We start from the raw sequence: 26,532 nt of genomic DNA, 5'->3' as shown, positions 1-26,532 counted from the left end.
TGACCGGCTTCGTTCACGCCCCTTGAGGCCTGATGAGATGAGAGACCTGCCACCCACCGCCACCTTGCGCGCCTTCGAAGTCGCCACCCGTCACGGGACGTTTACCTCCGCGTCCGAGGAACTGCACGTTACCCAAAGTGCGGTCAGTCACCAATTAAAACATCTTGAAGACATCTGGGGCGTGCAGCTGTTTCAGCGCGGCAAGACGTTGAGCCTGACGCCGGCGGGTGCCGCCCTGGCGCCGATCGTGCGGACGTTTTTCATGAACCTGGAGGCCACGCTTGCGGACCTGCGTGAAGAGAACGGCCGCGTCAGGCTCAAGGTCAGTACGACCTATTCCTACGCGCTGAAATGGCTGTTGCCGCGCTTGCCCACTCTGTCCCAGTTGCACCCGGAAATCCTCGTCACGCTGGACAGCACAGACACCGCCATCAAGTTTGCCAGCGGCGATCCCGACGTCGCGATCCGTCTGGGGGGCGGCAACTACCCCGCGCTGCACTCGGAATTTTTGTTCAGGGAACACATTTTTCCCGTGGCGAGCCCTGACTTGCTCAAGCGCTTCGGCATGCCCCGAGAGCCGGCCGAGTTGTTGCGTTACCCGCTGTTGGCCCGGGACGGTTCAGACCTGGTGCCAAAATGGGAAGTCTGGTTCCAGAACATCGGCCTGGGTGTGACCTCGCTGAAGGAAAGCGTGCGTTTTCCCGACACCAACATGACCGTGGAAGCGGCATTGCTGGGGCAGGGCATCGCCCTCGTTCGCAGTGGGCATGTGGAAAAAGAGGTGCGCGACGGCAGTTTGATCAGGTTGTTCGACGTGCCGTTTCCCTCGCCGGTGGCCTATTACTTCGTTTGCCCGAAAGGGGTGGAAACCCAGCCACACGTGGCCAGTTTTCGCGATTGGCTGCTCGAGGAGTCGACAGCGGCCGGCATCACCTATGAGTGAGGCATGAGGATTTACTCATGGCCGGATGAAGAAACGTCGCTTTTGTTTCCCGGCGTCGACTGGCTACTATCGGGCATGCCTACTCACATCATCCTGCTAATCCTCTTCGCCGCCTTGCTGCACGCCAGCTGGAATGCCTTGCTGCGCGGCGGTGGCGACAAACTCTGGTCGATGACCGTCATGTGCGTCGCGGTGGCCATCGTCAGCATTGCCGGGGCGCTGTTCATGGACGCCCCGGCGCCGGAAAGCTGGCCTTACGCGGTGCTCTCGGCGCTGCTGCATATCGGCTACAACCTGTTTCTGGTGCGCACGTACCGCAGCGGCGACCTCGGGCAAACCTACCCGATCTCACGGGGTTCATCGCCGGTGCTGATCACGCTGTGTGCGTCGATATTTGCGGGGGAGGTGGTCGAGACCGGCGCGATGATCGGCATTGCACTGGTGTCAGCGGGGATTATTTCTCTTGCGTTCAAGGGCCGGAAACTGGACATGACCAGCCTCCCTTATGCGCTGGGCACCGGGTGTTTCATCGCGGCCTATAGCGTGACGGACGGCATCGGCGGGCGTCTGTCCGGCGCGCCGATGGCGTACACCGCCTGGATGTGCGCCCTGTGGGGCGTAATGATGCCGATCACTTATATCTGTCTGCGGGACGCACGCAGTCTGTTGACGGTCCGGCCCGGTTTGGTCGCCGCGTTGGGCGGAGGTGTGGTGTCGCTGCTCGCTTACGGCATCGTCATTTACGCAATGACCCTCGCGCCCATGGGAGCGGTGTCGGCCCTGCGCGAAACCAGCGTGCTGTTTGCCGCCTTGCTCGGGTATCTGTTTTTGGGCGAGTCGCTGACCGTGCGCAAGATCCTTGCGTGCGTGGTCATTGCGGCCGGCACGATCATCATTGGCTGAGCGGCGCATGTTTACTTGCGCAGCTTCGGTTTGACCGCCTTCAACCGCGCAATGGCGAGGTTGTGCAGGTATTGGCGTACGGCGTCGTGATGCTCGGCGCTGACGTGATAGCTGTCCAGCAGTCCCAGCAAATACCCCTCGGCCATGGCGTGGTAACGCGACACGCTTTCCCGAGTGTCACTGGTGTTGAGCCGGGCAATCAGCTCGCCGATCCGAGCGTAGTGCTCCTGTGAGAACCAGTCCTGCTGAGGCGCAGAGCCTGCGTCATCGGTCAGGGGCGTGTGCAGATTCATTGAGCCTCCAGGCAAGTACTGCGGTCGCGGGCTGAAAGGACGCGGGACGGTTTTGCTGCTAGATCCCACGAACATGGGGTTGGACAGCGCATCTGCCGCAAAATCCGCTAGCCCGCGCCGCAAAGGCTCAGAAATCCCGGCCAGTATTACCGGCCGGGATTTTGATGGTTAGCTGATCTTAGCCAGCAACCGGGGACCGCCAGTCATCGGAGCCCGAAGTGCCGCAGACTTCGTGGGTCCAGGTGATCTTGCGGTAGGTGAACTCCACGTCTTCCAGATGGGTGAAGTGGGCGTTCGACGGGTCCTGACAGTTATGCATGTAGTCCTTGATGTCGACGATAATCGCGTCCTCGAGTTTGGTGGTGTAGTAATGCTCCTGTGTGCCCGCCGCCGAGGTGCGATACCACTGGATGGTGATTTCGGTCAGGCGTTCGCCCGACGTCAACGCTGCCAGCAACAGTGGCGAAGACTTGTCGAACACTTTGGTGATCTTGACCGGCTTGTGCACACGTTGACCGGTTGGCTGGCCCGACTGCGGGTCGCGCGGGATGATCATTTCATGTTGAAACCCTTGCACCATAACCTGATCTTCGTGGCCTTCCTGAAACGTGTTGCCCACCGAGTCTGCGGTGAAAGCGCCCGCGGTGATCAGGCCCTGCTTGGTGCCTGTGATGGACATATATGCTGGTGTCGCCATGAAAATGCTCCTTGCCTCATAAATTAAAATCCCGACCAGCGAAATTGCCTGGTGGGCGGAAGAGTTAGTTCAAGCATCGTGCCAAGTAAGTTTTGTTTAATTTAAAAAATCGTTTTGGGGGTTTTTTATGGTTTATTTGCGTTATAAGAAACGACTTTTTAGCCTTATTGTGGGATTTATGTTGCGCTGTGATACGAAACTTCTTGCGCACTTGCCGACAGGGCCCGTTCTATAAAGGCTGGCCAGGATCATTCAGTGATATTTCCGTCAGGAAGTGCGCAACTTGTTGCGCAGGGAGGCCTTGGACCATTGCTCGTCGCGGGTGATTGCATAATAGCTAAGGAAGCACGCTGGATCCCGTTACACCCTTTGCATGACCGCGCTAGCCCGGTGCTGCGCCCTTGATAGGGTATTTGCCACCGCTGAAACATTGCAGAAAGAAGTTATATGAAAGAAGTTTCTCTGGGCCTCATGTATTTGAAGAAAGTTCCTACAGTCTGAGTTGAGTTATCGCGTTTATAGAAAGCTTGATAGTGTTATTCGCGCTAAGTATTATTCCCGGCCTCTGAGGGGTAGACGTTTTGTTACATGTCAGCTGCACAACTAGCCCTTATTCTAATTCCGTTAGGCACGCCAATTTAATTGTCTAAATTCGGCGCGGTTTTGCACTGAAGATCTCGAATGTCTTATTCATGCCCACTGTCTGATCATTATCTCGACGCTGCTCAAGCCTCAATATCCACAGAGCGCTTCGCGGGTGAAGACGTTCGTTTTTCAAATGAATACGAGACGCTGGAAAGCGAGGTCAATAAAGCTCAATCGATGCATGAAACGGTTCAGATCGACTGGCAGAAAGTGCGTGAGCAAAGTGAGCACCTGCTTCGCACCCAATCCAAAGATCTTCGCGTTGCGGCCTGGCTTACGTGGGCCTTGTATCAGCGGGAATCCTTCCACGGGCTGTTGGCAGGACTAGGGCTTCTTCACCATCTCTGCGTGTTCCATTGGGTTGAAGTACATCCCGTCAAGATTCGCACCCGCTCCGCAGCCATTGGCTGGCTGCTTCCCCGCCTTGAGCACGTGCTTTTTGATCACGTCGCTATCAAAGCGCAGTTACCACTGTTCAGTCGCCTCGTCGAGATACTCGAAGACCTTGATACGGTGTTTACACAGCACATGGGCGACGATGCACCTTTGCTGTTGCCGATCTCCCGGCGTTTGAAAAATATGGCCCAACGGGTGACTGACAATCTGCCCGACGCCGGGATCGTCGGGGGCTCCGACGCGCCAGTCAAGCCGCCTCTTACCCAGTCATTCCCTTCACCGGTGCTGATCGACAGCGAGAAAGACGCGCACAAGTCACTGCGACTTCAGCAGGACAGCGCGCGCACGTTGTGTGCCTGGTGGCTCAAGCAAAACGCCAGCGACCTGCGCGCGTTGCGCCTGAACCGAACATTGCTGTGGCTGCCAATCGAGGCATTGCCAGAGCGCAACTCAGAGCACATTACCGCGCTGCGCGGGCTTCCGGCAGACAAGCTCAGGTGCTATCGAGACCAATACGATCAGGGCAACTACGCCGATCTGCTTGTCGAGCTGGAGGCGAGCATGGCAAAGGCGCCGTTCTGGTTCGATGGCCAGCGAATGGCCTGGGAGTGTCTGCACGCGCTGAACGCCGAGCTGGCAATGCGCGAAATAGAAGTTCAATTCGCGCTGTTGATTCAGCGGTTGCCGGAGGTCATCGAGCTGCGTTTTCACGACGGCGTCCCGTTTGCCGATCCGGCGACTCGCGCCTGGATCAGTGCCACCGTCATGCCTCGGCTGCAGGCCGCCAGTGCGCCTCGCAAAGTCGAAACCGCTGATAGCCAGCCAGCCTGGGAGTCCGCCCTGGAAAGCGCGGTCTCGGTGTTGCGCGATAAAGGCCTCAAAGCTGCTGTGCAGCTCCTCAAGCAAGGCCTGCACAGCGCTCAGGGCGGGCGTGCACGATTTTTCTGGCAATTCGCCCTGGCGCGGTTGTGCTTCACCGCCAGGAAATACGAACTCGCCAAAACCCAACTCGAAACCCTCGACTTGACGCTGGAGGACTCAGGCATCAATGCCTGGGAGCCTGATCTTGCGCTGGAAGTGCTGGAGCTCTTGCACAGCTGTTACGAATTGCTGCCTCAGGTTCCTGGCGCTCGGGAGCGCAAGGAAGAGGTTTATCGCAGGCTCTGCCACCTCGACCTCGAAGTCGTACTTGAACAGGCCTAAGGGCCCTAATTACCAGGAGAACGGCCATGGCCAAAGAAGGATCGGTAGCCCCCAAAGAACGCATCAATGTCACGTTCAAACCCGCCACGGGCGGTGCGCAGGAAGAGATCGAGCTGCCGCTGAAGCTGCTCGCAATCGGTGATTACACCCTGCGCAAAGACGAGCGAAAAGTCGAAGAGCGCAAGCCGATCAGCATCGACAAGATGACGTTTGACGAGGTGCTGGCCAAGCAGGACCTGAGCCTGACGCTGAGCGTGCCGAACCGTCTGCAAGAGGATGAAGGCAATGAAGAGTTGGCGGTGCAACTGCACGTCAAATCGATGAAGGACTTCAATCCCGCCTCGCTGGTGGACCAGGTACCCGAACTGAAAAAACTCATGGAACTGCGCGACGCCCTGGTGGCGCTCAAAGGACCGCTGGGTAACGCGCCCGCTTTCCGAAAGGCCATCGAAAGCGTCCTCGCCGATGACGAGTCCCGCGGTCGCGTGCTCGGCGAGCTGGGTTTGAATGCCGCCGCCCAGGACACCTGAGTCCACCCGCCAAGGAGCCAACATCATGAGTACTACACCATCGCAGCAGCACAGCAGAGAGTCCGGCGAGTTCAGCATTCTCGACAGCATCATCGCCGAAACCCGTCTGCCTCGAGATGAGGATGCCTATGGCATCGCCAAGCGCGGCGTGTCGGCGTTTATCGAAGAGCTGCTCAAACCGCAAAACGCGGGTGAGCCGGTCAAGAAGGCAATGGTTGACCGCATGATTGCCGAGATCGATGCCAAGCTCGGCCGCCAGATGGATGAAATTCTGCACCACCCCGCCTTCCAGTCTCTGGAGTCATCCTGGCGTGGGTTGCAGTTGCTGGTCGAACGGACCGACTTCCGCGAGAACATCAAGATCGAAATCCTCAACGTGTCCAAAGAGGACTTGCTGGAAGATTTCGAAGATTCACCCGAAGTCATGCAGGCCGGGCTCTACAAACATATCTACACCGCCGAGTACGGTCAGTTCGGTGGGCAGCCTGTGGGGGCAATCATCGCCAACTACTTCATGTCCCCAAGCTCGCCGGACGTGAAGCTGATGCAGTACGTCTCCAGCGTCGCCTGCATGTCCCACGCGCCGTTCATTGCCGCCGCCGGCCCAAGATTCTTTGGCCTGGAAAGCTTCACCGGCCTGCCGGACCTGAAAGATCTGAAGGATCATTTCGAGGGCCCGCAATTCGCCAAATGGCAGAGCTTCCGTCAGTCGGAAGATGCTCGTTACGTGGGACTGACGGTGCCGCGCTTCCTGCTGCGCAACCCGTACGACCCGGAAGAGAACCCGGTCAAGTCGTTTGTCTACAAGGAAACCGTTGCCAACAGCCATGAGCACTATCTGTGGGGCAACACAGCGTACGCCTTCGGTACGAAGCTGACGGACAGCTTTGCCAAATTCCGCTGGTGCCCGAACATTATCGGCCCGCAGAGCGGTGGCGCAGTCGAAGATTTGCCGCTGCACCACTTCGAAAGCATGGGTGAAATCGAGACCAAGATCCCCACCGAAGTACTGGTCAGCGATCGGCGTGAATACGAGCTGGCGGAGGAGGGGTTCATCTCCCTGACCATGCGCAAGGGCTCGGACAACGCGGCGTTCTTCTCCGCAAGCTCAGTACAAAAGCCGAAATTTTTCGGCACCAGCGCGGAAGGCAAAGCAGCGGAGCTGAACTACAAGCTCGGCACCCAGCTGCCGTACATGATGATCGTCAACCGCCTTGCTCACTATTTGAAAGTTCTGCAACGCGAGCAGCTGGGTTCCTGGAAAGAACGCACCGACCTCGAACTGGAGCTGAACAAGTGGATACGCCAGTACGTTGCCGACCAGGAAAATCCAAGCGCCGAAGTCCGTGGTCGTCGTCCCCTGCGTGCCGCGCAGATCATCGTGAGTGACGTGGAGGGCGAGCCCGGCTGGTATCGCGTCAGCCTGAACGTGCGCCCGCATTTCAAATACATGGGCGCCGATTTCACCCTGTCGCTGGTGGGCAAGCTGGACAAAGAGTGACGGGCTTCAACTCATGACTGGATACGGCAGCCTCTTTGAACGCCTGGGTGGCGATGCAGACAAGCGCGTCGGCTGGAGCCGCGAAGACGCTGCGACGGCGTCGGTGGCTTCCCATCTCGCCAAGATGCTCAGTACTCGGGCCGGCAGCGTTCAGACCCTTTGCGATTACGGGCTGCCGGATCTCAATGACATGCGCTTGAGCCTTCATGACGCGTTAACGAAAGCGCGGCTCGCTATCGAGGTCTTCATCGAAAGCTACGAGCCACGCCTGAGCAGCGTCCAGGTCACCGCGCTGCCCCATGATAACGATCAGCTTCGGCTCGCCTTCAGTATTCAAGGGTTGCTGGAGGTGGAGGGTTTCAAGCGTCAGGTCACGTTCGCCGCACGCCTGGAAGGCGGCGGTCAGGTACAGGTCAATCACAGGAAAAGCTGATGCGTGGCTGCACCTGATGACATGAGGCGCTAGCAGGCATTTTTTTTCTACGTCCACCCTTGAACCAAACAGCTCCGCTAGAAGGTAATACCATGTCCTTTAACCACTACTACCAAAGCGAACTCACCGCGCTTCGCCAGTTGGGTCGCCGATTCGCCGAGCGCAGCCCGGGGTTGGCCCCTTTTCTGGGGCAGACCGGGCGGGATCCTGATGTAGAGCGGTTGCTGGAGGGTTTTGCCTTCCTGACGGGACGCTTGCGGCAGAAACTCGATGACGAACTGCCCGAGCTCAGCCACTCGCTGATGCAGCTGCTGTGGCCCAATTACATGCAGCCGCTGCCGGCGTTCAGCATTCTCCAGTTTGACCCGTTGAAGCTGGCAGGCCCTGCGCTGAGGGTGGAGCGGGACACGCCCGTTGACAGCGTGCCGGTCGATGGCGTGCAGTGCCGCTTTCGCACCTGCTACCCAACCGATGTCCAGGCGCTGGATCTGGTGGACCTGACGTACTCGGTCAAGGGCGACGGCGCGCTGTTGAGCTTGCGTCTGGAACTGAGCGGCGAAGGCCATTTGGGTGAGTTGGACCTAAGCTGTTTGCGCCTGCATCTTGCCGGCGAGCGCTACATCAGCCAGACGCTCTATCTGAGCCTTCTGCGCAATCTGGAGAGCATCGAGCTGGTGCCTTTGGACGAAGACGGCAAGCCCATACCCGGCGTCAACGGCATGCCCATGGCATTCAGAATGCCTGGCGATCGTATCCAGCCCGTGGGGTTTGCCGAAGACGAAGCGCTGATTCCGTATCCGCTGAATACCTTCCGCGGTTATCGCTACCTGCAGGAATACTTCGCCTTCCAGGACAAGTTTCTGTTCGTGGACGTGACGGGCCTGGAGCTGCTCGCTGCGCTGGCGGAAGACACGCTCAAACACGTACGCGGTCTTGAGTTGCGTTTCGACATTCGCAAGAGCGGCGTCCAGCGCCTGCGACCGACGCTGGACAACGTCAAGCTCCATTGCACGCCTATCGTGAACCTGTTCAAGCACGATGCCACGCCGATCCGCCTTGAGGGCAAACAGGACGAGTACCTGTTGATGCCGGCGCTCTACACGATGGAAAACTGTGGCGTGTTTTCGGTTGAATCCGTGATCGGCTGGAAGCCCGGTGGCCTGGGCTACGAGGCCTACGTGCCGTTCGAGTCCTTCGAGCATGACCCTAGTTTCGACGTGCCGAATCGCCGTCCGCATTACAGCATTCGTCAGCGTTCATCGTCGTTGCACGACGGCCTCGACACCTATCTGAGCTTTGGCATCCGTCACACCGAAGCCTCTGAAACGTTGTCGATCGAGATGACGTGCACCAACCAGAACCTGCCGCGCAGGCTAAAGCTGGGCGACATCTGCATCGCCTGCGAACAGACACCGGAATTTCTGACCTTCCGCAATATCACCCCGGCCACGCCCAGTTATGCGCCGCCGCTGAATCGAGACTTCCTGTGGAAGCTGATCAGCAATATGTCGCTTAACTACCTGTCCCTCGCGGACGTCAACGCCTTGAAGGTGATCCTCGAAACCTACGACCTGCCGCGCTATTACGACCCGCACGCTGAAAAGGTCAGCAAGCGTCTGCTGGGCGGGCTCAAGTCGATCAGGCACCAGCATGTCGACCGGCTGCACAGAGGGCTGCCGGTACGCGGGTTGCGCACCGAGCTGACCATCGATCCGCAAGGCTATATCGGCGAGGGCGACGTGTTCGTGTTCGCCTCTGTTCTCAACGAGTTTTTTGCGCTTTACGCCAGCCTCAATTCGTATCACGAACTGCGCGTAAAAAGCACACAGGGAGAGGTGTACCAATGGACACCCCGTATGGGCCTGCAGCCCCTGCTTTGAGCGGGCTGACCCAAGGTATACGCGAATACTCGCTGTTTCAGGTCGTGCTGCTGGTCATCGACCGGTTGCGCACTGCACACCCGCACCTGAGCGATGACGACGTGTATGACCTGCTGGAATTCCAGGCCAACCCGAGCCTTGGCTTTCCGGGCAGTGATGTGGACCGCGTCGAGTTTTTTGAAGAATCCGGGCTGATGCGTGCACGCCTGCGCTTCAACCTGCTGGGTCTTGTCGGGTCTGGATCACCCTTGCCTGCGTTCTATAGCGAGCAAGCCCTGGGTGACAGTGAGGGGGGCAATCCGACCCGCCAGTTCCTCGATCTGTTTCACCATCGCCTGCATCGGCTGATGCTGCCGATCTGGAAGAAATACCGCTACCACGCCCGTTTTGAAAGCGGCGCGATCGATCCGTTTTCGTCGCAGTTGTTCGCGCTGATCGGACTGGGCAGCGAGGCGATTCGAAGCGCACGGGAGTTGAACTGGAAGCGACTGCTGCCGTACCTGGGTTTGCTCAGCCTGCGCGCTCACTCGGCAGCGCTGATCGAGGCGGTGCTTCGCTACTACTTCAAACACGCAGAGCTGACGATCGAGCAATGCATGGAGCGTCGCGTGGAAATTCTCGAAGAGCAGCGCAACAGCCTTGGCCGGGCCAATAGCCAGCTAGGCGAGGACCTGGTGCTCGGCGAACACGTTCGGGACCGCAGTGGCAAGTTCCGTATTCATATTCGAGAGCTTGGCTGGCAGCGCTTTCACGAGTTCCTGCCGATCGGCGCGGGTTACCAACCGCTGTGCGCATTAGTGCGATTCACGCTGCGTGACCCGCTTGATTACGACGTTCGCCTGGCGCTGCGTCGGGAAGAAATTCGCGAACTGCGCCTGGCGGGACAGAACGCGTGTCGACTGGGATGGACCAGCTGGCTGGGCCGAGAACGCGCGGACGGCATGGTGACCCTGGGAAGCAAATCATCAAGGACAGCCCAACCATGAGTAACGTCAATCTGCAACAACTTATCCAGGCGCTCGACGCCGAATGCCGACACGACCTGGAGCACGCTGCCGGACGCTGTGTGGGAAGGGGCGGCAGCAAGGTCCTCGTCGAAGACCTGATGCTGTGCTTGCTGGAACGCCCGCAGGGCCTTCTTTCCCGCGCACTCCAGGATGCCGATATGGACGCCGGTGAACTCGGCGCGGTGCTGCAGGCGCGGATGGAAAACAGCGCCTCGCGCAACCCGGTGTTTGCGCCGGAACTGGTGCAGTGGCTGCAGGATGCGTTGCTGGTCGCCAGCCTCGAACTGAGTCAGACCCTGGTCGATCAAGGGGCGTTGGTGCTCGCGCTGTTGCGCAACCCCGAGCGTTACGCAGGCAGCCGCTATCAGGCATTGCTCGCCCGGCTGAATACCGAGCGACTGAAAGCATTCGCCTTGTCGCAGAAGGCGCATTCCGACCCGGGGAAACACGGTACTGCCGGCGAGTCATTGCTGATGCGCTTTACCCATAACCTCACTCAACAGGCCCGAGACGGCAAACTCGACCCGGTGCTGTGCCGTGACGAGGCCATTCGGCAAATGGTGGATATTCTCGCTCGCCGACGGAAAAACAATCCGATCCTTGTGGGGGAGGCAGGTGTCGGCAAGACGGCTGTCGTTGAAGGGCTGGCGTTGCGCATCGTCGCGGGGGAAGTGCCCCAGGCCATAAAGGGCGCTGAAGTGCTTTCCCTGGACATGGGGCTGTTGCAGGCCGGCGCCAGCGTCAAAGGCGAGTTCGAGCGTCGCCTCAAGGGCGTGATCGACGAGGTCAAGGCGTCGACCAGCCCGATCATATTGTTCATCGACGAGGCCCATACCCTGGTCGGCGCAGGGGGTGATGCAGGTGGTTCCGATGCGGCCAACCTGCTCAAGCCTGCCCTGGCACGCGGCGAACTGCGCACTATCGCTGCGACCACTTGGACCGAATACAAAAAATACATCGAAAAGGACCCGGCACTGGCCCGTCGCTTTCAGCCAGTGCGGCTGCACGAACCGACCGTCGATGAGGCGGTGACCATTCTGCGGGGCCTCGCTCACGTCTACGAGGGAAGCCACGGCATCTACTTGCGTGACGATGCGGTGGTGGCGGCTGCGGAGTTGTCCGCTCGCTATCTTGCCGGGCGCCAGTTGCCGGACAAGGCCGTCGATGTACTCGACACGGCGTGCGCGCGCGTTCGCATCAGCCTCGCCGCTGCGCCGCAATGCCTTGAGCGTCTGCGCAGCGAATTGGCCGAAGGCAGCCGCCAGCGTCAGGCGCTGCGTCGTGACACCGAAGCCGGTCTGCCCGTCGATCATCCGGCACTGGATGCATTGGAAAACCGTTTGCACGCTGTGGAAGAAGAAAGCCTTGCTCTCGAAACGCTCTGGTTGGAACAGAAAGGATTGGCCGAGCGCCTGCTGGACGTGCGTCAGCAACTGGCGCAGGCCCGTGATGCCGACGACACGCGCAGCATCGAAGTCCTGCAAGTTGCGCTCAACCAGACTCACCGCGCCCTGACCCAGGCCCAGGCCAAAGAAAAGCTGGTGAGCTTTGAAGTCTGCCCGCGTCTCGTCGCCGAAGTGATCAGCGCCTGGACCGGGGTGCCCTTGGCGCAATTGGCGCGAGAGCACAACGCCAGAATCGCCAGTTTTTCAACTGACCTGCGCGCCCGCATTCGCGGTCAGGAGCAAGCGGTCCACGCCCTTGATCGTTCGATGCGTGCGACGGCAGCCGGTCTGAACAAGCCGGATGCACCCGTGGGCGTGTTCCTGCTGGTCGGGCCGAGTGGTGTCGGCAAGACTGAAACCGCGCTGGCGCTCGCCGATTTGCTCTACGGCGGCGAGCGGTTCATCACCACCATCAACATGTCAGAGTTTCAGGAGAAACACACCGTCTCGCGTCTGATTGGGGCGCCGCCTGGCTACGTGGGTTACGGCGAAGGCGGCATGCTCACCGAAGCGGTGCGGCAGAAGCCGTATTCCGTGGTTCTGCTCGATGAAGTCGAAAAAGCTGATCCAGACGTCCTGAACCTTTTCTATCAAATCTTCGACAAGGGCGTGGCAAATGACGGGGAAGGGAGGGAGATCAACTTCCGCAATACGCTCATCCTGATGACCTCGAACCTTGGAAGCGACCTCATCAGTCACCTCTGCGCCGACGGCGCGCGTCCCTCCGCGCAGGTGCTTGAGGAGCATATCCGTCCGGTTCTCGCGCGACACTTCAAACCGGCGCTGCTCGCACGCATGCGCGTCGTCCCGTACTACCCGGTGAGCGGGTCGGTGCTGCGTGAGCTGATCGAGATCAAATTGCGCAGTCTGGGCGAGCGCTTGAACCGTCGCCAGCTGACGTTCACCTTTTCCGACGCGCTGGTCGATCAACTGGCTGAACGCTGCAGCCAAGGCGACAGTGGCGCACGTCTGATCGACCACTTGCTGGAGCTTCACGTTCTGCCCCGGGTGGCTGACCGGCTGCTCGACGCCATGGCCGCAGGCCAGCGTCTCACCTCTGTGCACGCAACGCTTGATGTTGAAGCCGCCGTGACCTGCGAGTTTGCCTGAGGTGGGCGCTATGTTCATTCAGGTGCCGCAACCGCTGGCCTATGCGGAAGCGTTACTGGAGCAATTCGCCCGGCTTGCACGCGCAGCGGACGATGCCGCGCTGCTGAGCGGGCTCGTGCTCGGACTCGCCGAGTTGAGCGGGTGCGAGCTGACTCAGCTTTATCTGCTGGACGCGACCCATACGTGTCTGGGCATGACTGCCGAGTGCCTTGAGGGCAGCGTGCAACCCCGTGAGGCACAGAGCCTGCCAACCGATTACAACGGTGAGCAACTGCTGCAGTTTGCACTGTGCCAAAACCGCGTTGTGTGCCTTGTCGATTTGCCGGGCAGCCTGCACGAAAGCCGTTTCCTGCCGCCCGGAGCGAAGCCCTGGCAGTCTTTGCTGTGTGTGCCCATCGTCAGTGATCAACAGACGGTGGAGGGCTTGCTCGTCTGCGTGAGCAGTCGACACCTGGAGCTGCAGGCTTTTGCCGACTCCCTTGGCCGACTGGGCACGTTCGTGGTGCGTCAATTGCAGTTGCTTCAGCGCTTGAGACGACGTACCGATAATTCATCGCCCGTGCGCGTCAGTGTGCCAAGCATCAGCGCCTACGGATTGATCGGCAAAAGCGCGCCCATGCGCCACACCTGTTCGATGATCAGTAAAGTCCTGCACAGCCCGTATACCGTTTTACTGCGCGGAGAAACGGGCACCGGCAAGGAAGTGGTGGCACGTGCCATCCACGACTACGGTCCGCGTCGCTCGCAGCCTTTCATCGTGCAGAACTGCGCGGCACTCCCTGAAAGCCTGCTGGAAAGCGAGCTGTTCGGCTACAGCAAAGGGGCGTTCACCGGCGCTCTGCGTAATCGCGCCGGACTCTTCGATGCAGCCAACGGCGGGACCCTGTTGCTCGATGAAGTCGGCGACATGCCGCTGTCGCTGCAGGCCAAACTGCTGCGCGTGCTGCAGGAGCGAGAGATACGCCCGCTGGGCTCCAATGACACGCACAAGATAGACGTGCGCATCCTGGCAGCGAGCCACCGGGATTTGTTGGTCATGGTCAGCGAAGGCACCTTTCGCGAGGACCTCTACTACCGCCTCTCGCAATTCCCCATCGAGCTGCCCGCTCTTCGCCAGCGCGGCGATGACATCGTCGATCTCGCCCGGCATTTTGCCGACAAGGCCTGCTCATTTCTGCAGCGGGATGCTCTGTGCTGGTCTGACGCGGCGCTCGATTACTTGTCCGGGTATGCCTTTCCCGGAAACGTTCGCGAGCTCAAGGGGATGGTCGAACGTGCCGTTCTGCTGTGTGAAGGGGGCGAATTGCTGCCCGAACATTTCACCCTCCGCGCGGCGGCCGTCCCTGGTACTGCCCGCCTGACGCTGCGCGAACGCCTTGAGCAGGTCGAACGCGGCCTGCTGCTCGATTGCCTGCGCAGAAACGAAGGTAATCAGAGCCTGTCCGCGCGTGAGCTTGGCCTGCCCAGGCGCACGCTGCTGTATCGCCTTGGCCGCCTCAATATCAATGTGGGTGAAATCAATGCGTAGGCACGAACGATTTTTTTCACGCTCGCTTTCCCTCGCGCCAAACGAAGGCGCCCTGTGCTCACCTCTGGAGATCCTCTGATGTTCGCTCGTCACCGGCAAGCCGTTCTGCTGACCCTTGTTTTTCTCTGTGGCGTCTCGGGTTGCAGCGGCAATTACAAGTTCAACGACAACACCTATCGCCCGCTGGGTGATCCCCAGGCGGCCAACCGCGGTAACTGACCTCAAGGAGCATCACCGTGGAACTGGTTTTCGAAATGCTGAGCACCCGGCAGTTTGTGCCTGCGGAGCAGTGCCAAAAAACCTTCAGGCAGACGGGCGGGGTGATCGGACGGGCCGCGGACTGCGATTGGGTCATTCCCGACCGCAGCCGGCACCTGTCCCACCACCACATCACGATCAGCTACCGCGATGGCGGATTTTATCTCACCGACACCAGCAGCAATGGCGTGCTGAGTGGGGAGAGCAGGGTGCGCCTGCCCAAGGGGCAAGCCGTTCGCATCGAGCATGGCAGTCTGTATGTACTGGGCGATTTCGAGCTGCGCGCACGACTGATGCGTGACCCGGCCTTGTTTGACGATCACGGGGGTCGTACTTGCGCGGCGGGCAGCATCATCCCGGACGACTCGTTTCTGGACCTCGACCCGCTGAACGCGCTCGACCAGCAGGAACGCGTCCACTCGGACATCGACGAACTGCTTTCGCCAGGTGCCGCCATCAAGGACGGTCCACAGCGTGCGGACTATGCCCGGGTGGACATGGAAAGCCTGCGCGTGCCAGAACTGGTCGAAGATCCTGCAGCACACCCCGCTCCAGCACCCGCGCCAGCCGCTGTTGAGACCGAGCGCCAGGCCGATGATTTCTGGACCCGGTTTTCCGAATCGCTGGGCATTGAATTCGACGAGCTTGATCAGGATGCCCGGGAGGCGCTGGCCCTCAATGCCGGCCGTTTGCTGAGGCAGTGCGTCGGCGGTCTGCAGCAGAACCTGCAAACGCGCAGCGAGTTGAAAAATGAATTGCGCCTGTCGCAGACCACCGTGCAGGGCGCCCAGCGCAATCCGCTGAAATCAGCGGTCGATGCGGGTGAAGCCCTGTCAGCAATGCTGCGTTCTGGCAAACCCGGGCAGCTGCCCGCCGAGCTGGCGATAAGCCGAGCCTTCCATGACGTGCAGGCGCACCAGGTCGCCTTGCTGGCCGCCTGTCGCGCGACGACGCGCGCTACGCTGGAGCATTTTTCACCGGAGCAACTCACCCTGCGATTCGAGCGCGACAACCCGCCACTGCTCGCGACCTCCGGCAATCGCTGGAGAGCCTATGGCCGCTATCACCAGGCGTTGCGTCAGGACAATGACTGGAGCGAACGCCTGCTGGCGCGAGATTTCGCCCAGGCCTATGAAGAGCAGATTCGTCTGATTTCCACCCTCCATACTGATCATCAGGGATGAAGCGCATGTTTCGCCGTTCAACTGTCTTTCCACACGCGCTGACTGCGTTGATTGCCGTGCTCATCCTTGCAGGTTGCTCGACGCTGTCGCCGTATTCACACCTCACCAAACTCAACCTCAGGCTCACGGCCAGCGATCAGCTGAACCCCGATCTGAATGGTCGTCCGTCACCGATCGTGGTCCGCCTGTACGAGCTCAAACACGCGGTGGCCTTCGAGAACGCTGATTTTTTCAGCCTGTATGAGCGCGCCAGAGAGTCCCTGGCCCCGGACATGGTCGCCACCGAGGAGCTTGAGCTGCGTCCGGGCGAAACGCTCGAGCTCAAGCTCAGTGTGCAGAAGGGCAGTCGCTATGTCGGCGTAGTTGCTGCGTACCGCGACCTGTCACAAGCCTCGTGGCGCTCCACGCTTCACCTCGCGCCTCGAACCGCTACCGAAGTCGATCTGATCCTTGATGAAAGCGGCATTCAGACTTCACCTGAAGCGCTTGCCGAGGCGGTTGACCAGCCATGAATACGCACAAAGTCATCTGGCAGGAGGGCATGCTGCTGCGTCCTCAGCACTTCCAGCACAACGACCGGTATTACGACCACCAGCTGAAAACCCGCACTCGGTTAATGGGTGGCTACGCCTGGGGATTCCTCACGCTGGAGATCGACCTGCAGTTTCTCAACATGGGCAAGCTGGTCATCAGCCAGGCCTCGGGCATCCTGCCTGACGGCAGTGTGTTCGAGTTGGGAGGCCATACGGAATCGCTGGCCCTCGACATACCGCCCAATACCGTCAACACGCCTGTTTATCTGGCGTTGCCGCTGGTCACCGGCAATCACCTGGAAGCCAGGCGACCGGAGCAGTCCGATGTACTGGCGCGTTACACCGCGTATGAAGCGCAAGTCGCCGATTCAAATGCAGGTGATGACGCGATGTGTCAGGTCAGCTGCGGTCGTCCCGACTTCAGATTGCTGCTGGGCGAACAGCAGAGCGACCACGCTTACGTCAAGCTGAAGATCTGCATGGTGCTCGACACAACCCCTGACGGCGTGGTCAGTCTCGCCCCGGATTTCGTACCGACTTACCTTCAGTCCCATGCTTGCGCCTATCTGCTGTCATGCCTGAAGGAAGTCATCAGCATGCTCAGCCATCGGGGCGACAGCATTGCCGAGCGCATCCGCTCCAGCGGCACGGTCGCCAGCGCGGAAATGGGCGACTTCATGATGCTTCAGCTGATCAATCGTGCCGAACTGCTGCTACGTCACTACCTCGGTCTGGAGCACGTGCATCCGGAAGAACTCTACCGCGCGTTGCTGACCCTGCTGGGGGATCTGGCGACCTTCTCGAGTGACAGCAAGCGGCCGCGTCTGGACAGCCGCTACCGGCACAGCGATCAAGGGGAAAGCTTTCGCAGATTGGTGGAAGCGCTTCGGCAGATGCTGTCGATGGTGCTGGAGCAACACGCCATCGAGCTGGTGCTGCAGCCGCGTCAATACGGCATCACCGTCTCGCCGCTGCACGATCGCACGTTGCTGGGTTCGGCCTCCTTTGTATTGGCGGCGAGTGCCAATTGCGATTCCGAGGAACTGCGCCATCGTCTGCCCGCGCATTTCAAGGTTGCGCCGGTGGAACGTATCCGCCAGTTGGTGAACCTGCACTTGCCCGGCATCAAGCTCACCCCGTTACCAGTGGCGCCGCGGCAAATCGCGTTTCATTCGAAGAAAACCTACTTCGTCCTCGAACTCAGCTCCGAAGACCTGGCGCAGCTGGAGCGCTCCGGCGGATTCGCGTTCCACGTGTCCGGCGAGTTTGCCGAGCTTGAGCTCAACTTCTGGGCCATCAGGAATTGAACGCCATGATCAGGGATAGCGATTATCAACAGGACGACAAAACCGTCCTGGTCACTCGACAGGGCCATGGTCCGGCGTCGAAGCCGATGACGGATTCCACGCCGCCGCCGCGCTTCGAGCAACTGGAAGAACGCATGATCTATGCCGCGCGCCTGCGCCCGGCGCAGACGTTCAATGTCGGCATGAACCCGCTTGTGGCGGCTGCATCGGAGCTGTTGTCCGAGGTTGTACGGCTCAAGAGCGGTGACCTCCCGCAAGACATGGGCGCGCTCCACGAGCACCTGACCCACGTGCTGAAATCGTTTGAAGTGCGCGCGCTGCACAACGGTGCCGAGAGCAGCCAGGTCGCGGGCGCCCGCTATGTGCTCTGCACTGTTCTGGATGAGGCCGTGGTAACGAGCGGCCAGGGCAACGAAAGCGAGTGGTCGCAGATGAGCCTGCTGAGCCGGTTTCACCAGGAAACCTTCGGTGGGGAAAAGTTTTTCCAGCTGCTGGATCGACTCACGAAAAACCCGGTGAAGCATCTGTCGATGCTGGAGCTGATGTACCTGTGCCTCTCGTTGGGTTTCGAGGGGCGCTACCGGGTGCAGACCCGCGGCGTGCAGGAGCTCGAGAACATTCGTGATGCGGTCTACCGACAGATTCGTCAGCTGCGCGGTGATGCGCCTCGCGAGCTGTCGCCCCATTGGGAAGGCCTGAACCGCCAGCGCCGCAGCCTGGTGCGCATCGTGCCCGGCTGGATGGTGGTGGGCTTCACCCTGGTATGTCTGATCGTGATGTATTCGGGCTTCGCCTGGGTGCTGGGCGAGCACCGCAAGGCCGTCCTGCAACCTTATCAGCTGTTCGATCAGCCTGCCGCTCACCCGCAATCGCAGCGGCAAGCGCAATCAAAGCCGCAGCCGTAAACAGAGACGTGTGATGAAAAACCTATTCAAGAAAACCGGCGCGCTTCTGCGTCAGACGTGGGTGTGGACGCTTCTGCTGGTGTTGCTCGTGGCGCTGATGGTTTGGTTCGTCGGGCCAGCCCTGGCGGTTGACGACCGAAAGTTCTGGGAGGGTTCAAGCGCCCGGCTGTTGACCATCAGTTCGCTGTTCCTGCTTTGGGGCCTTGCCATGGTCTATGTCAGCTGGCGTGCCGGGGAGCGCAAGAAAGCGGTCGAGGACAGCGAAGACGGTCAGGCGCGCCTCCTGCGAGACGATCAGATTGACGAGGAGCAGGCTGAACTGACGACGCGTTTCAAGGACGCACTGAAAACGCTGAAGACCTCAAGCCTGTATCGCGGCCGCAGCGAACATTGGCGCACCGAGCTGCCGTGGTACCTGCTGATCGGACCCGAGGGCAGCGGCAAGACCAGCCTGCTGGACTTTTCAGGGCTCGAGTTTCCGCTCAACACAGTCGGGCGCAAACTTACCCGCGACACCCGAGGCACTCGCCACTGTGACTGGTATTTTGCCAACAATGCCGTGCTCGTCGACACCCCAGGCCGTTACCTGACTCAGCCTAACGCCGACATCGACCGCAGCGCCTGGTGCACGCTGCTTGATCTGCTGCGCAAATATCGCCGCACCCGCCCTCTGAACGGTGTACTCGTCACGCTCCCTGTCGACACGCTCCTCCACGGCAGTGATCCTGAACTGGAGACCCTCGCCGGACAGGTGCGTGCGCGGTTACAGGAGGTGAATCAGAAGCTCCACGTCGAGGTGCCTGTCTACCTTGTGCTGAGCAAGGCCGACAGCCTTCCGGGCTTCGACGCGTTTTTCGATCAACTGACCCGGGAGGAAAGTGATCAGGTCCTCGGCACCACCTTCAGCAAAGGGCAGAGCGGCACTGACGCCGCCATACTGCGCAACGAATTCGGCGAATTGCTGGTTCGGCTGAACAGTCAGGTGATCACCCGCATCCATCACGAGCGTGATACCTCACGGCGTGGCGGCATTCTCGACTTACCCCATCAACTCAGCGGAATTGGCGAGCGCGTGTGCGTCTTTGTGGAACTGGCGTTCACGGGCAATCGCTATCAGTTGGCGAGCCAGTTGCGGGGTTTCTATCTCACCAGCGCGCCAGGCTTTGAACAGGACATTCACACGCCCGCTGCCGGCAGGGGTGTCAGTCCCGGGATGAGCACAGGAACGCTGCCGACACTGGGCAGGGCCCGATCGCGTTTTATCCATCACCTGCTCAGCAGAGTCATCTTCCCGGAGGCTGACCTTGCAGGCCTGGACATGCGCGAGCGCAGCCGCATCCATTGGGCCCAGCGCGCGCTATACGCAGGTGCGCTGGCGTCACTCGCTCTGTTTGGCAGCCTCTGGGCTTTGAGTTTTTCCGGCAACTATCAACGCCTGGACAGCGTAGGCGCCCTTGCCAGAACCTGGGCCGAGCAGCGGTCGGCGAACGCGGCCCAGGGTGACCTTTTCCCAGCGCTGAAAGTGCTGGACACCGGCTATGCGGCGACTCGGGTTTTCCCTGGCAAAGAGGATGTCGGTTACCAGGCGCGCGGCGGCCTCTATCAAGGCGAAGCGGTCAATCCGGTGGTCGAAAGCGCTTACGATCGTGAGCTTGAGCGGCTGCTCTTGCCTCAGGTAGCGACGATCCTGGAAGGACAGATTGCCGCGAGCCTTGACGATCGCGAGGGACTCCTCAAAAGCCTGCGCGCCTATTTGATGCTGGGCATGAAAGACCGGCGTGACGCGGCCTGGCTCAAGGAGCAGGTCGCCGCTGTCTGGTCCGAGCTGTACCCCGGCAATGCCGCTGCGCAAAACGGTCTGAACGCCCACTTTGAGCGGTTGCTGAAGCTGCCGTTTGTCCATGCCCTCAATGACCAGCGCGTGGCGCAGGCACGACAGGTGCTGCGCGGTGAGTCGCTGGCGAACGTCGTCTACCGGATGCTGCGCGAGCAGGCCGCTACGTTGCCGGATTACAGTTTCGACCAGCATCTCGGGCCACAGGCAGCGCTGTTCGTCGGCGCCGATTATGTGATTCCGGGGTTTTACACTCGACAGGGCTACGAGCAGTATTTTTCGGTGCACGGCTCCCGGGTGGTGACCGATATCCTGCGGGACAATTGGGTGCTGGGCGAAGGCTCCGGCCTCAGCGACATGGACATGCGGCGCTTGATGGTTGAACTCGAGCAGCTTTATTTCCGTGATTACGCTGATTACTGGGGCGAGGCAGTGAGCGCGGTCGAGCTGCCCGGGCCCTATGATTTTGCCGACAGTGCCGAGCAACTGGCTGGCCTGACGTCGGCCCATTCGCCGGTCATCAATCTGCTCAGGGAAGTACGGGAGAACACCCGCTTCACACCAGTAGCCGAGGCGCTGACAAACGCCGTCGATGCCACCGCGCAGTTGCCGGACAAGGGTGGCAAAGCCGGCAAACTTGCGGTCGCTGCGTCAAGTAAAGTCGCTGATGCGTTGAGTACATCTGTCCCGGACACCGCACGTAAATCACTGCAGAACCGGTTCGATCCGCTGCACCGCCTGCTCGACGCAAAAGATGGCCCGACGGCGGACCTCATGCCTGTTCTGGCGGTACTCAATGAGCTGCAAATGCAGATGGCGAGTCTGGGCAGGGCCAGCTCGCCGGAGCAGGCTGCGTTCGACATGGCCAAGTCACGCATGGGCGGACAGCGGGATGCGCTGGGCACTTTGCGTGCGGCATCCAGTCGCCTGCCGCGTCCGGTGGGCGCGTGGTTCAACACCCTGGCCGAGGACGCGTGGCGGCTGGTGCTTCGCGATGCCTATCAACACGTCAACCAGCACTACCAGAGCGAGGTGTACAGCTTTTATACCAAAGCGATCAGCAAGCGGTATCCGTTCAGCGCCGACAGTGCCAGCGACGTCGCACTCAGTGATTTTCGCGAGTTCTTCAAGGTTCAGGGTGTTACAGACCGCTTCTTCGACGGTTTCCTGCGTCCGTTCGTGAGCGGCGAGAAAGGCAGTTATCGTCTGCGCAGTATCGACGGGCAAAGCCTGCCGATCTCCCGGGCGTATCTTGATCAGATGACCGCCGCTCGGGTCATCCGACAGGGGTTCTTCGCCGACAACCCGGCCGAGCCTCAGGTGCAGTTCAAACTTGAGCCCCATACCCTGGATTCTTCTGTCAGTCGTTCCGAATTCAAGCTGGGTGACAAGACCCTTGAATACCGCCACGGTCCGATTGTCCCGGTGTCATTCAAATGGCCCACCGATGCGCAGGCCGGTCGAACCAGTCTGGTGCTCGACAGAATGGTTGGCCGACCCCTGGGTATCGAAGAAACCTCAGGGGCTTGGTCGCTGTTCCGTCTGCTGGATTCGATGCAGCGGGAGGAGCTGAGCGGTCGCGACGTGTTGGTACTGAAGGCGGATGTGGGGGGACTGCGTGCCAGCTACCTGTTGACGAGCCAGCGTTCGCCCAACCCTTTCGACATGAGCGTGCTGCGCAGCTTCCGCATGCCGGCACAACTCTGATGGCGATCGCCAGCCAGTGGCTCAGCGCTGCGCGGACTCACAGCGGCAAGGTCCGGGCGCGCAATGAAGATGCGTTTCTGGAGTGTCCCGAGCAGGGGCTGTGGGTGGTTGCCGATGGCATGGGCGGCCATCAGGGAGGCGATATCGCCAGCCAGATGATCGTCGCCAGTCTGGCAGAGCTGCCGGTGCAGGAACACTTCGAGGACAGGCTTATCGGTCTTAGAAAGTGCCTGCACTGGCTGAACCGGCGGCTGGGCCAGGAGCTGACTGTCAGTGCAGGCCGACAGGACAGCATCATCGGCAGCACGGTGGTCGCACTTCTGATGGAGGAAAGCCGGGCGGCCTGTGTATGGGCGGGGGACAGCCGCTGCTATTTGTGGCGCGGTCGGCGCCTGTACCAGCTGTCCCGGGACCATTCCCTGCAACAGCAACTGATCGACGAGCAACAGATGAACGCTCGACAGGCCCGCGCCTACCCGGGAGCGCACGCCTTGACCCGCGCGGTAGGTGCTGCCGAGCAACTGACGCTGGAGGTGCTGGAGCTTGAGGTGTTTCCGGGGGATGCGTTCCTGCTGTGCAGCGACGGTTTGTATCAGGGGTTGAGTAGCGATGCGCTGGGTCACGCATTGAACCACGTTCAACCGGAAGCAGCGCTCAAGCATCTGTTCGATAACGCGTTGCGCGGCGCTGCCCGGGATAACCTCACGGCTGTGGTGATTCGCGGATGACCTATCCCCTGCAAACAGATCCCGATAGACAGGCGCCGACTGCTCCCGCCGGCGATGACCCGCCCGCAGACCTCACCTGCTACGCCTTTGCCCAGCCTAAAGACCGTGAACCCGCTCGCACGTCGGCCTCATCCGCCTTCAGCACGATGCCGGACGTGCTCGCAGGCCGTTACTGCATTGAGCGACTGCTTGGCGCCGGCGGCATGGGAGCGGTTTACCGTGCGCGCGATCTGCTGGCCGAGCAATACGGAGATCCCGAGCCTTACGTCGCGCTCAAGGTCCTCAACGAAGACTTTGCCGAGTCGATGGACGCCAGCGCAGTGCTCTACAGCGAGTTCCGCCTGACCCGGTACCTGCGGCATGACAACGTGCTGCGCGTGCACGGGTTTCATGTCGACACTTCGTGCGCGCGGGCTTTCATCACCATGGAGCTCATGCGAGGCCTGACGCTGGACAAAATGCTCTGTGAGCGGCCGCTGGGACTGCCGTGGAAAGAGCTGCGCGAGGTCGTTCTGCCGTTGTTGGACGCACTGGCATTCGCCCACGCTCGCGGCGTGGTTCACGGTGATCTGAAACCCAGCAATATCATGCTCAGTGAAGAGGGCGTGCGCCTGTTCGACTTCGGTCTCGGCAGGGCCGAGGAGGGCGTATTACCCGGCCTGCCGCATCTGAGCCGCGAGCGCTTCAATGCCTGGACCCCGGGCTACGCCGCCCCTGAACTGCTTGAACACCAGCAGGTCTCGGTACGCGCTGACGTCTACGCGGTGGCGTGTGTGATATACGAACTGGCAAGCGGCAAACATCCCTTCCGGCACCTGCCTTCGACCCTGGCCCGTGATCAGCACCTGGGGGCTGGGTTGAAACCGCCATGCCACTTACCCAGGCATGGTTGGCCTGCTTTGCGAACCGCGCTCGCTTTTGACGCCGATGCCCGCACGATCACGGCCGGGCAGATGCGTGACGCTTTCACCAACTCCTCGTCCTGGGGGTGGTGCAGGAAAATCCGCCCATTTCGGTGAGGCCATCAGTTGTGCGGTGCGAGATCGGGAGCCTTCCCGGCTAAAGCCGGTCCCACTGACAGCGTATGCTGTATGTCAGGGCGTACGCGCGCTTATTGTAGGACCGGCTTTAGCCGGGAAGAGGCCGGCGTAAACACCCTGGATTTCGCGGTGTGACGTCTGAAGCTTTCCCGGCTAAAGCCGGTCCTATCAAGAGCGCATGGTGTCGCTGCGGTCACTTTTCATTCAAATCCGCCCGAGTTTTTCCAGCGCCGCATCGGCCAAAAACGAAGAGCGGCTTTTGACGTTGTGATCGCGAACATAACGGTCGATGCGCTGTATGACGAACCCCGGCAAGGTGACATTGACCTTCTCGGTCTTGCCCAGATAAGGGGTGATGTCGATCTCGATCATGCCCCAACCCATGTTTGCGTAATCGTCATGATCATGATGCGCTCGAGCCGATGATGGCATCGGCACGGCGCGACCGTCGGCAACCCGTTCTTCAAGACAGATATGGGCAATTTCGATGGCGGCGTTGTAAGCGTCTTCGAACGTGTCGCCAGCCGTCACCGCGCCGGGAATGTCCGGAATCTGTATGCCGACAGCCGTCGTCTCGTCGCCCCATTCATAGAACAGGGCAGTCCTCTTCATATGTCACGACACCGAGGAGTGCATGGGGGATTCGGTCTGAACAGGTGACCAGCGATGGGCTGCCAGGCAAGGTTGATCAGCATTTCGCTGGCCGCTCCCTTGCCCGCGCCTGCCTGTAGCGCGGCATCGGCTTGGTGAAAAACCGCCGAGAAGAGCGGAATAGAGCCATCTTGAAGAAAAAGATGGATTTATTTTCATACACGAGCTTCAACACCCAACCGCCCAGTCCCTCTACCCCTCAGGCGATACAACCGGGCAGTTTGTCGCACCCAAGGCGGCCCAGCTCGGTTGTGCTTAATCGATTCATCTGGCATAAAAAGCGGGCTTCGGGCTCGAAAATCTAGAAAAAACATAGATTAATGGGTCGACGATAGCTGCTGTCACGTCCGACCCCCGCGCGCTACCCATCAAGCCAGTTCTGCTCGCTGCCCGAAGCGGAAATCCGTGCCACCCCATCTGCCTTTCAACCTCATCGAGGCCATTCATCGGCGCGCCCAAACGCCGTGCATCAAAAAAGGAACGGAAAATTGAGCGATCAATCCACTCCGAATACTCCACTCTCACGATTCTGCGAAAAAGTCGGAATTCCCTATCCCATGTTCTGGGGGTTTGTCGGCCTGTTGATCTTCATGATCGGCGATGGCGTAGAACTGGGATACCTCTCGCCCTTCCTCAGTGAACGCGGCATGCCCGGCGACGAAATCGCCATGATTTTCACCCTGTACGGCGTCACGGTCGGGATTTCCTCCTGGCTCGCCGGTGCGCTCTCCAATATCTGGGGCCCGAAACGGGTGATGTTCCTGGGACTGGTCATCTGGAGCGTGTTTGAAGTGCTGTTCCTGATTTACGGATTGCAGGAACTGAGCTACTCGATGATTCTCCTGACCTATGGCCTGCGCGGCTTCGGTTATCCGCTGTTCGCTTATGGCTTTCTGGTGTGGATCGCAGCGTCAACGCCGTCCCGCAAAATGGGCATGGCCGTGGGCTGGTTCTGGGTGGCTTACGCTGCAGGCCTGCCGATGCTGGGCTCTCTGGTGGCGAGCGCCGCCATCCCGCTGATCGGCGCATTGCAGACCTTCTGGTTGTCCTTCGGCCTGGTGGTGCTCGGCGGCGCGATTGGTCTGATCGGGATGCGGGAAGCCCACGGCATGCGTCGACTGGCGCCCGAGGGTGAGCGGCCGATGGTGTCGATGGCGAAGAACATCACCATTATGTGGACGCGTCCGAAAGTCTCGCTGGCCGCCCTCGTCCGGGTAATCAACACCTCGTCGATGTTCGGTTTTCTGGTGGTCATGCCCGGGTTCTTCATGCACACCGTCGGCTTCACCCTGGAAGAGTGGTTACGCCTGCTGACCATCGTCTTCGTGTTCAACATCATCGGCAATCTGAGCTCCAGCGTGATCAGCACCAAGATCGGCTATCGCAACACGATCCTGTGGTTTGGCGCGGTGGGCAGCACGATCAGCACGCCGTTGTTCTTCTTTATGCCACAGGCGTTTCCCCACGATTTCCTGATCGCTTCGATCTTCGGTGCCTTTTACGGCCTGACGTTGGCGTGTTTCGTGCCGCTGTCGGCGCTCGCACCCGCGTTGGCGCCGAATAACAAGGCTGCGGCGCTGTCGGTGCTAAGCCTGGGGGCAGGGGCGTCCACATGGGTGGGCCCGGCGGTGGTCGCGATTTTCAATGAAAGCTACGGCATTGAAGGGGTGGTCTGGGCTTTCTGCGGCTTGTACGCACTGAGCGCCGTGCTGACCGCATTCCTGAAAGATCCGGAGCCCGTGCATGACCCGATCCTGATCAAGATCAAGCGCCGAATCAAAGTGTTCGCGCCACGTCTGGATTATCGTTGGGCCCATGCCGAAGACCCTAACAAAGACGTAAGCTGATTCCGGTGCTCGCGCGGCGCGACA

General features: G+C 60.2%; 22 protein-coding genes. 19 read left to right on the top strand and 3 right to left on the bottom strand.

Features of this window, described 5'->3' with window-relative positions; translation table 11 throughout:
- The first annotated feature begins 37 nt into the window (after positions 1-37).
- Together gcvA and QWI20_RS10240 are read left to right on the top strand one after the other, a co-directional pair.
- Complete coding sequence (gene gcvA / locus QWI20_RS10245) at positions 38-943, top strand: transcriptional regulator GcvA (protein ID WP_369305366.1); 906 nt, start codon at positions 38-40, stop codon at positions 941-943.
- A 75-nt stretch (positions 944-1,018) separates the two neighbouring features.
- Positions 1,019-1,846, top strand: coding sequence for an EamA family transporter (locus tag QWI20_RS10240; protein WP_369305416.1), 828 nt, complete (start codon positions 1,019-1,021; stop codon positions 1,844-1,846).
- An 11-nt stretch (positions 1,847-1,857) separates the two neighbouring features.
- Here the strand turns inward: QWI20_RS10240 and QWI20_RS10235 are convergent, their stop codons facing one another.
- Positions 1,858-2,139, bottom strand: a complete 282-nt coding sequence (locus tag QWI20_RS10235) for a hypothetical protein (protein ID WP_369305365.1) — start codon at positions 2,137-2,139, stop codon at positions 1,858-1,860.
- 178 nt (positions 2,140-2,317) lie between these two features.
- On the bottom strand, positions 2,318-2,836 hold the full coding sequence (locus QWI20_RS10230; protein ID WP_065988875.1) for an Hcp family type VI secretion system effector: 519 nt from the start codon (positions 2,834-2,836) through the stop codon (positions 2,318-2,320).
- A 681-nt stretch (positions 2,837-3,517) separates the two neighbouring features.
- Between QWI20_RS10230 and tssA the strand changes: the two genes are divergently transcribed.
- The 16 genes from tssA (at position 3,518) to QWI20_RS10150 (ending at position 23,989) form a co-directional block, all read left to right on the top strand.
- Positions 3,518-5,080 carry a type VI secretion system protein TssA gene (tssA, locus tag QWI20_RS10225; protein ID WP_369305364.1) on the top strand — a complete coding sequence of 521 codons (1,563 nt, stop codon included), beginning with the start codon at positions 3,518-3,520 and terminating at the stop codon, positions 5,078-5,080.
- Positions 5,081-5,106: 26 nt separating this feature from the next.
- The gene (gene tssB / locus QWI20_RS10220) at positions 5,107-5,610 is read left to right on the top strand and encodes a type VI secretion system contractile sheath small subunit (protein ID WP_369305363.1); all 504 of its coding nucleotides are present in this window, start codon (positions 5,107-5,109) and stop codon (positions 5,608-5,610) included.
- Between the two features lie 25 nt (positions 5,611-5,635).
- The gene (gene tssC, locus QWI20_RS10215) at positions 5,636-7,111 is read left to right on the top strand and encodes a type VI secretion system contractile sheath large subunit (RefSeq protein WP_369305362.1); all 1,476 of its coding nucleotides are present in this window, start codon (positions 5,636-5,638) and stop codon (positions 7,109-7,111) included.
- 13 nt (positions 7,112-7,124) lie between these two features.
- The gene (tssE, locus tag QWI20_RS10210; protein ID WP_369305361.1) at positions 7,125-7,544 is read left to right on the top strand and encodes a type VI secretion system baseplate subunit TssE; all 420 of its coding nucleotides are present in this window, start codon (positions 7,125-7,127) and stop codon (positions 7,542-7,544) included.
- Positions 7,545-7,636: 92 nt separating this feature from the next.
- Positions 7,637-9,424, top strand: coding sequence for a type VI secretion system baseplate subunit TssF (gene tssF / locus QWI20_RS10205; protein WP_369305360.1), 1,788 nt, complete (start codon positions 7,637-7,639; stop codon positions 9,422-9,424).
- The gene (tssG, locus tag QWI20_RS10200) at positions 9,388-10,410 is read left to right on the top strand and encodes a type VI secretion system baseplate subunit TssG (protein WP_369305359.1); all 1,023 of its coding nucleotides are present in this window, start codon (positions 9,388-9,390) and stop codon (positions 10,408-10,410) included. Before tssF ends, tssG begins: the two co-directional genes overlap by 37 nt.
- A complete protein-coding gene (tssH, locus tag QWI20_RS10195) occupies positions 10,407-12,986 on the top strand; it encodes a type VI secretion system ATPase TssH (protein ID WP_369305358.1) in 2,580 nt (859 codons plus the stop codon). The genes tssG and tssH overlap by 4 nt, the downstream gene beginning before the upstream one ends.
- Before the next feature lie 10 nt (positions 12,987-12,996).
- Positions 12,997-14,514: a sigma-54 interaction domain-containing protein gene (locus QWI20_RS10190; RefSeq protein ID WP_369305357.1), complete on the top strand. Its 1,518-nt coding sequence runs from the start codon at positions 12,997-12,999 to the stop codon at positions 14,512-14,514.
- A gap of 78 nt (positions 14,515-14,592) precedes the next feature.
- A complete protein-coding gene (locus tag QWI20_RS10185; protein WP_369305356.1) occupies positions 14,593-14,733 on the top strand; it encodes a type VI secretion protein in 141 nt (46 codons plus the stop codon).
- 17 nt (positions 14,734-14,750) lie between these two features.
- A complete protein-coding gene (gene tagH / locus QWI20_RS10180; RefSeq protein WP_369305355.1) occupies positions 14,751-15,956 on the top strand; it encodes a type VI secretion system-associated FHA domain protein TagH in 1,206 nt (401 codons plus the stop codon).
- A 5-nt stretch (positions 15,957-15,961) separates the two neighbouring features.
- A complete protein-coding gene (gene tssJ, locus QWI20_RS10175; RefSeq protein WP_369305354.1) occupies positions 15,962-16,468 on the top strand; it encodes a type VI secretion system lipoprotein TssJ in 507 nt (168 codons plus the stop codon).
- On the top strand, positions 16,465-17,796 hold the full coding sequence (gene tssK / locus QWI20_RS10170; protein WP_369305353.1) for a type VI secretion system baseplate subunit TssK: 1,332 nt from the start codon (positions 16,465-16,467) through the stop codon (positions 17,794-17,796). The genes tssJ and tssK overlap by 4 nt, the downstream gene beginning before the upstream one ends.
- Before the next feature lie 5 nt (positions 17,797-17,801).
- Entirely contained in the window at positions 17,802-18,701 is a 900-nt protein-coding gene (gene icmH / locus QWI20_RS10165) for a type IVB secretion system protein IcmH/DotU (RefSeq protein ID WP_369305352.1), read from the top strand.
- Positions 18,702-18,714: 13 nt separating this feature from the next.
- Positions 18,715-22,242: a type VI secretion system membrane subunit TssM gene (gene tssM, locus QWI20_RS10160; protein WP_369305351.1), complete on the top strand. Its 3,528-nt coding sequence runs from the start codon at positions 18,715-18,717 to the stop codon at positions 22,240-22,242.
- Positions 22,242-22,970 carry a PP2C family serine/threonine-protein phosphatase gene (locus QWI20_RS10155; protein ID WP_369305350.1) on the top strand — a complete coding sequence of 243 codons (729 nt, stop codon included), beginning with the start codon at positions 22,242-22,244 and terminating at the stop codon, positions 22,968-22,970. The genes tssM and QWI20_RS10155 overlap by 1 nt, the downstream gene beginning before the upstream one ends.
- Complete coding sequence (locus QWI20_RS10150) at positions 22,967-23,989, top strand: serine/threonine-protein kinase (protein WP_369305349.1); 1,023 nt, start codon at positions 22,967-22,969, stop codon at positions 23,987-23,989. The genes QWI20_RS10155 and QWI20_RS10150 overlap by 4 nt, the downstream gene beginning before the upstream one ends.
- 225 nt (positions 23,990-24,214) lie before the next feature.
- Here the strand turns inward: QWI20_RS10150 and QWI20_RS10145 are convergent, their stop codons facing one another.
- On the bottom strand, positions 24,215-24,622 hold the full coding sequence (locus QWI20_RS10145) for a type II toxin-antitoxin system HicB family antitoxin (protein ID WP_369305348.1): 408 nt from the start codon (positions 24,620-24,622) through the stop codon (positions 24,215-24,217).
- Between the two features lie 503 nt (positions 24,623-25,125).
- On the opposite strand from QWI20_RS10145, the gene QWI20_RS10140 reads away from it, so the two are divergent.
- Entirely contained in the window at positions 25,126-26,508 is a 1,383-nt protein-coding gene (locus QWI20_RS10140; RefSeq protein ID WP_369305347.1) for an MFS transporter, read from the top strand.
- Positions 26,509-26,532 lie beyond the last annotated feature (24 nt).

The sequence above is a fragment of the Pseudomonas sp. W2-17 genome, from assembly GCF_041060445.1.
In the GTDB taxonomy this organism is placed as follows: Bacteria; Pseudomonadota; Gammaproteobacteria; order Pseudomonadales; family Pseudomonadaceae; genus Aquipseudomonas.
This window is presented reverse-complemented; position numbering and strand designations above follow the sequence as displayed.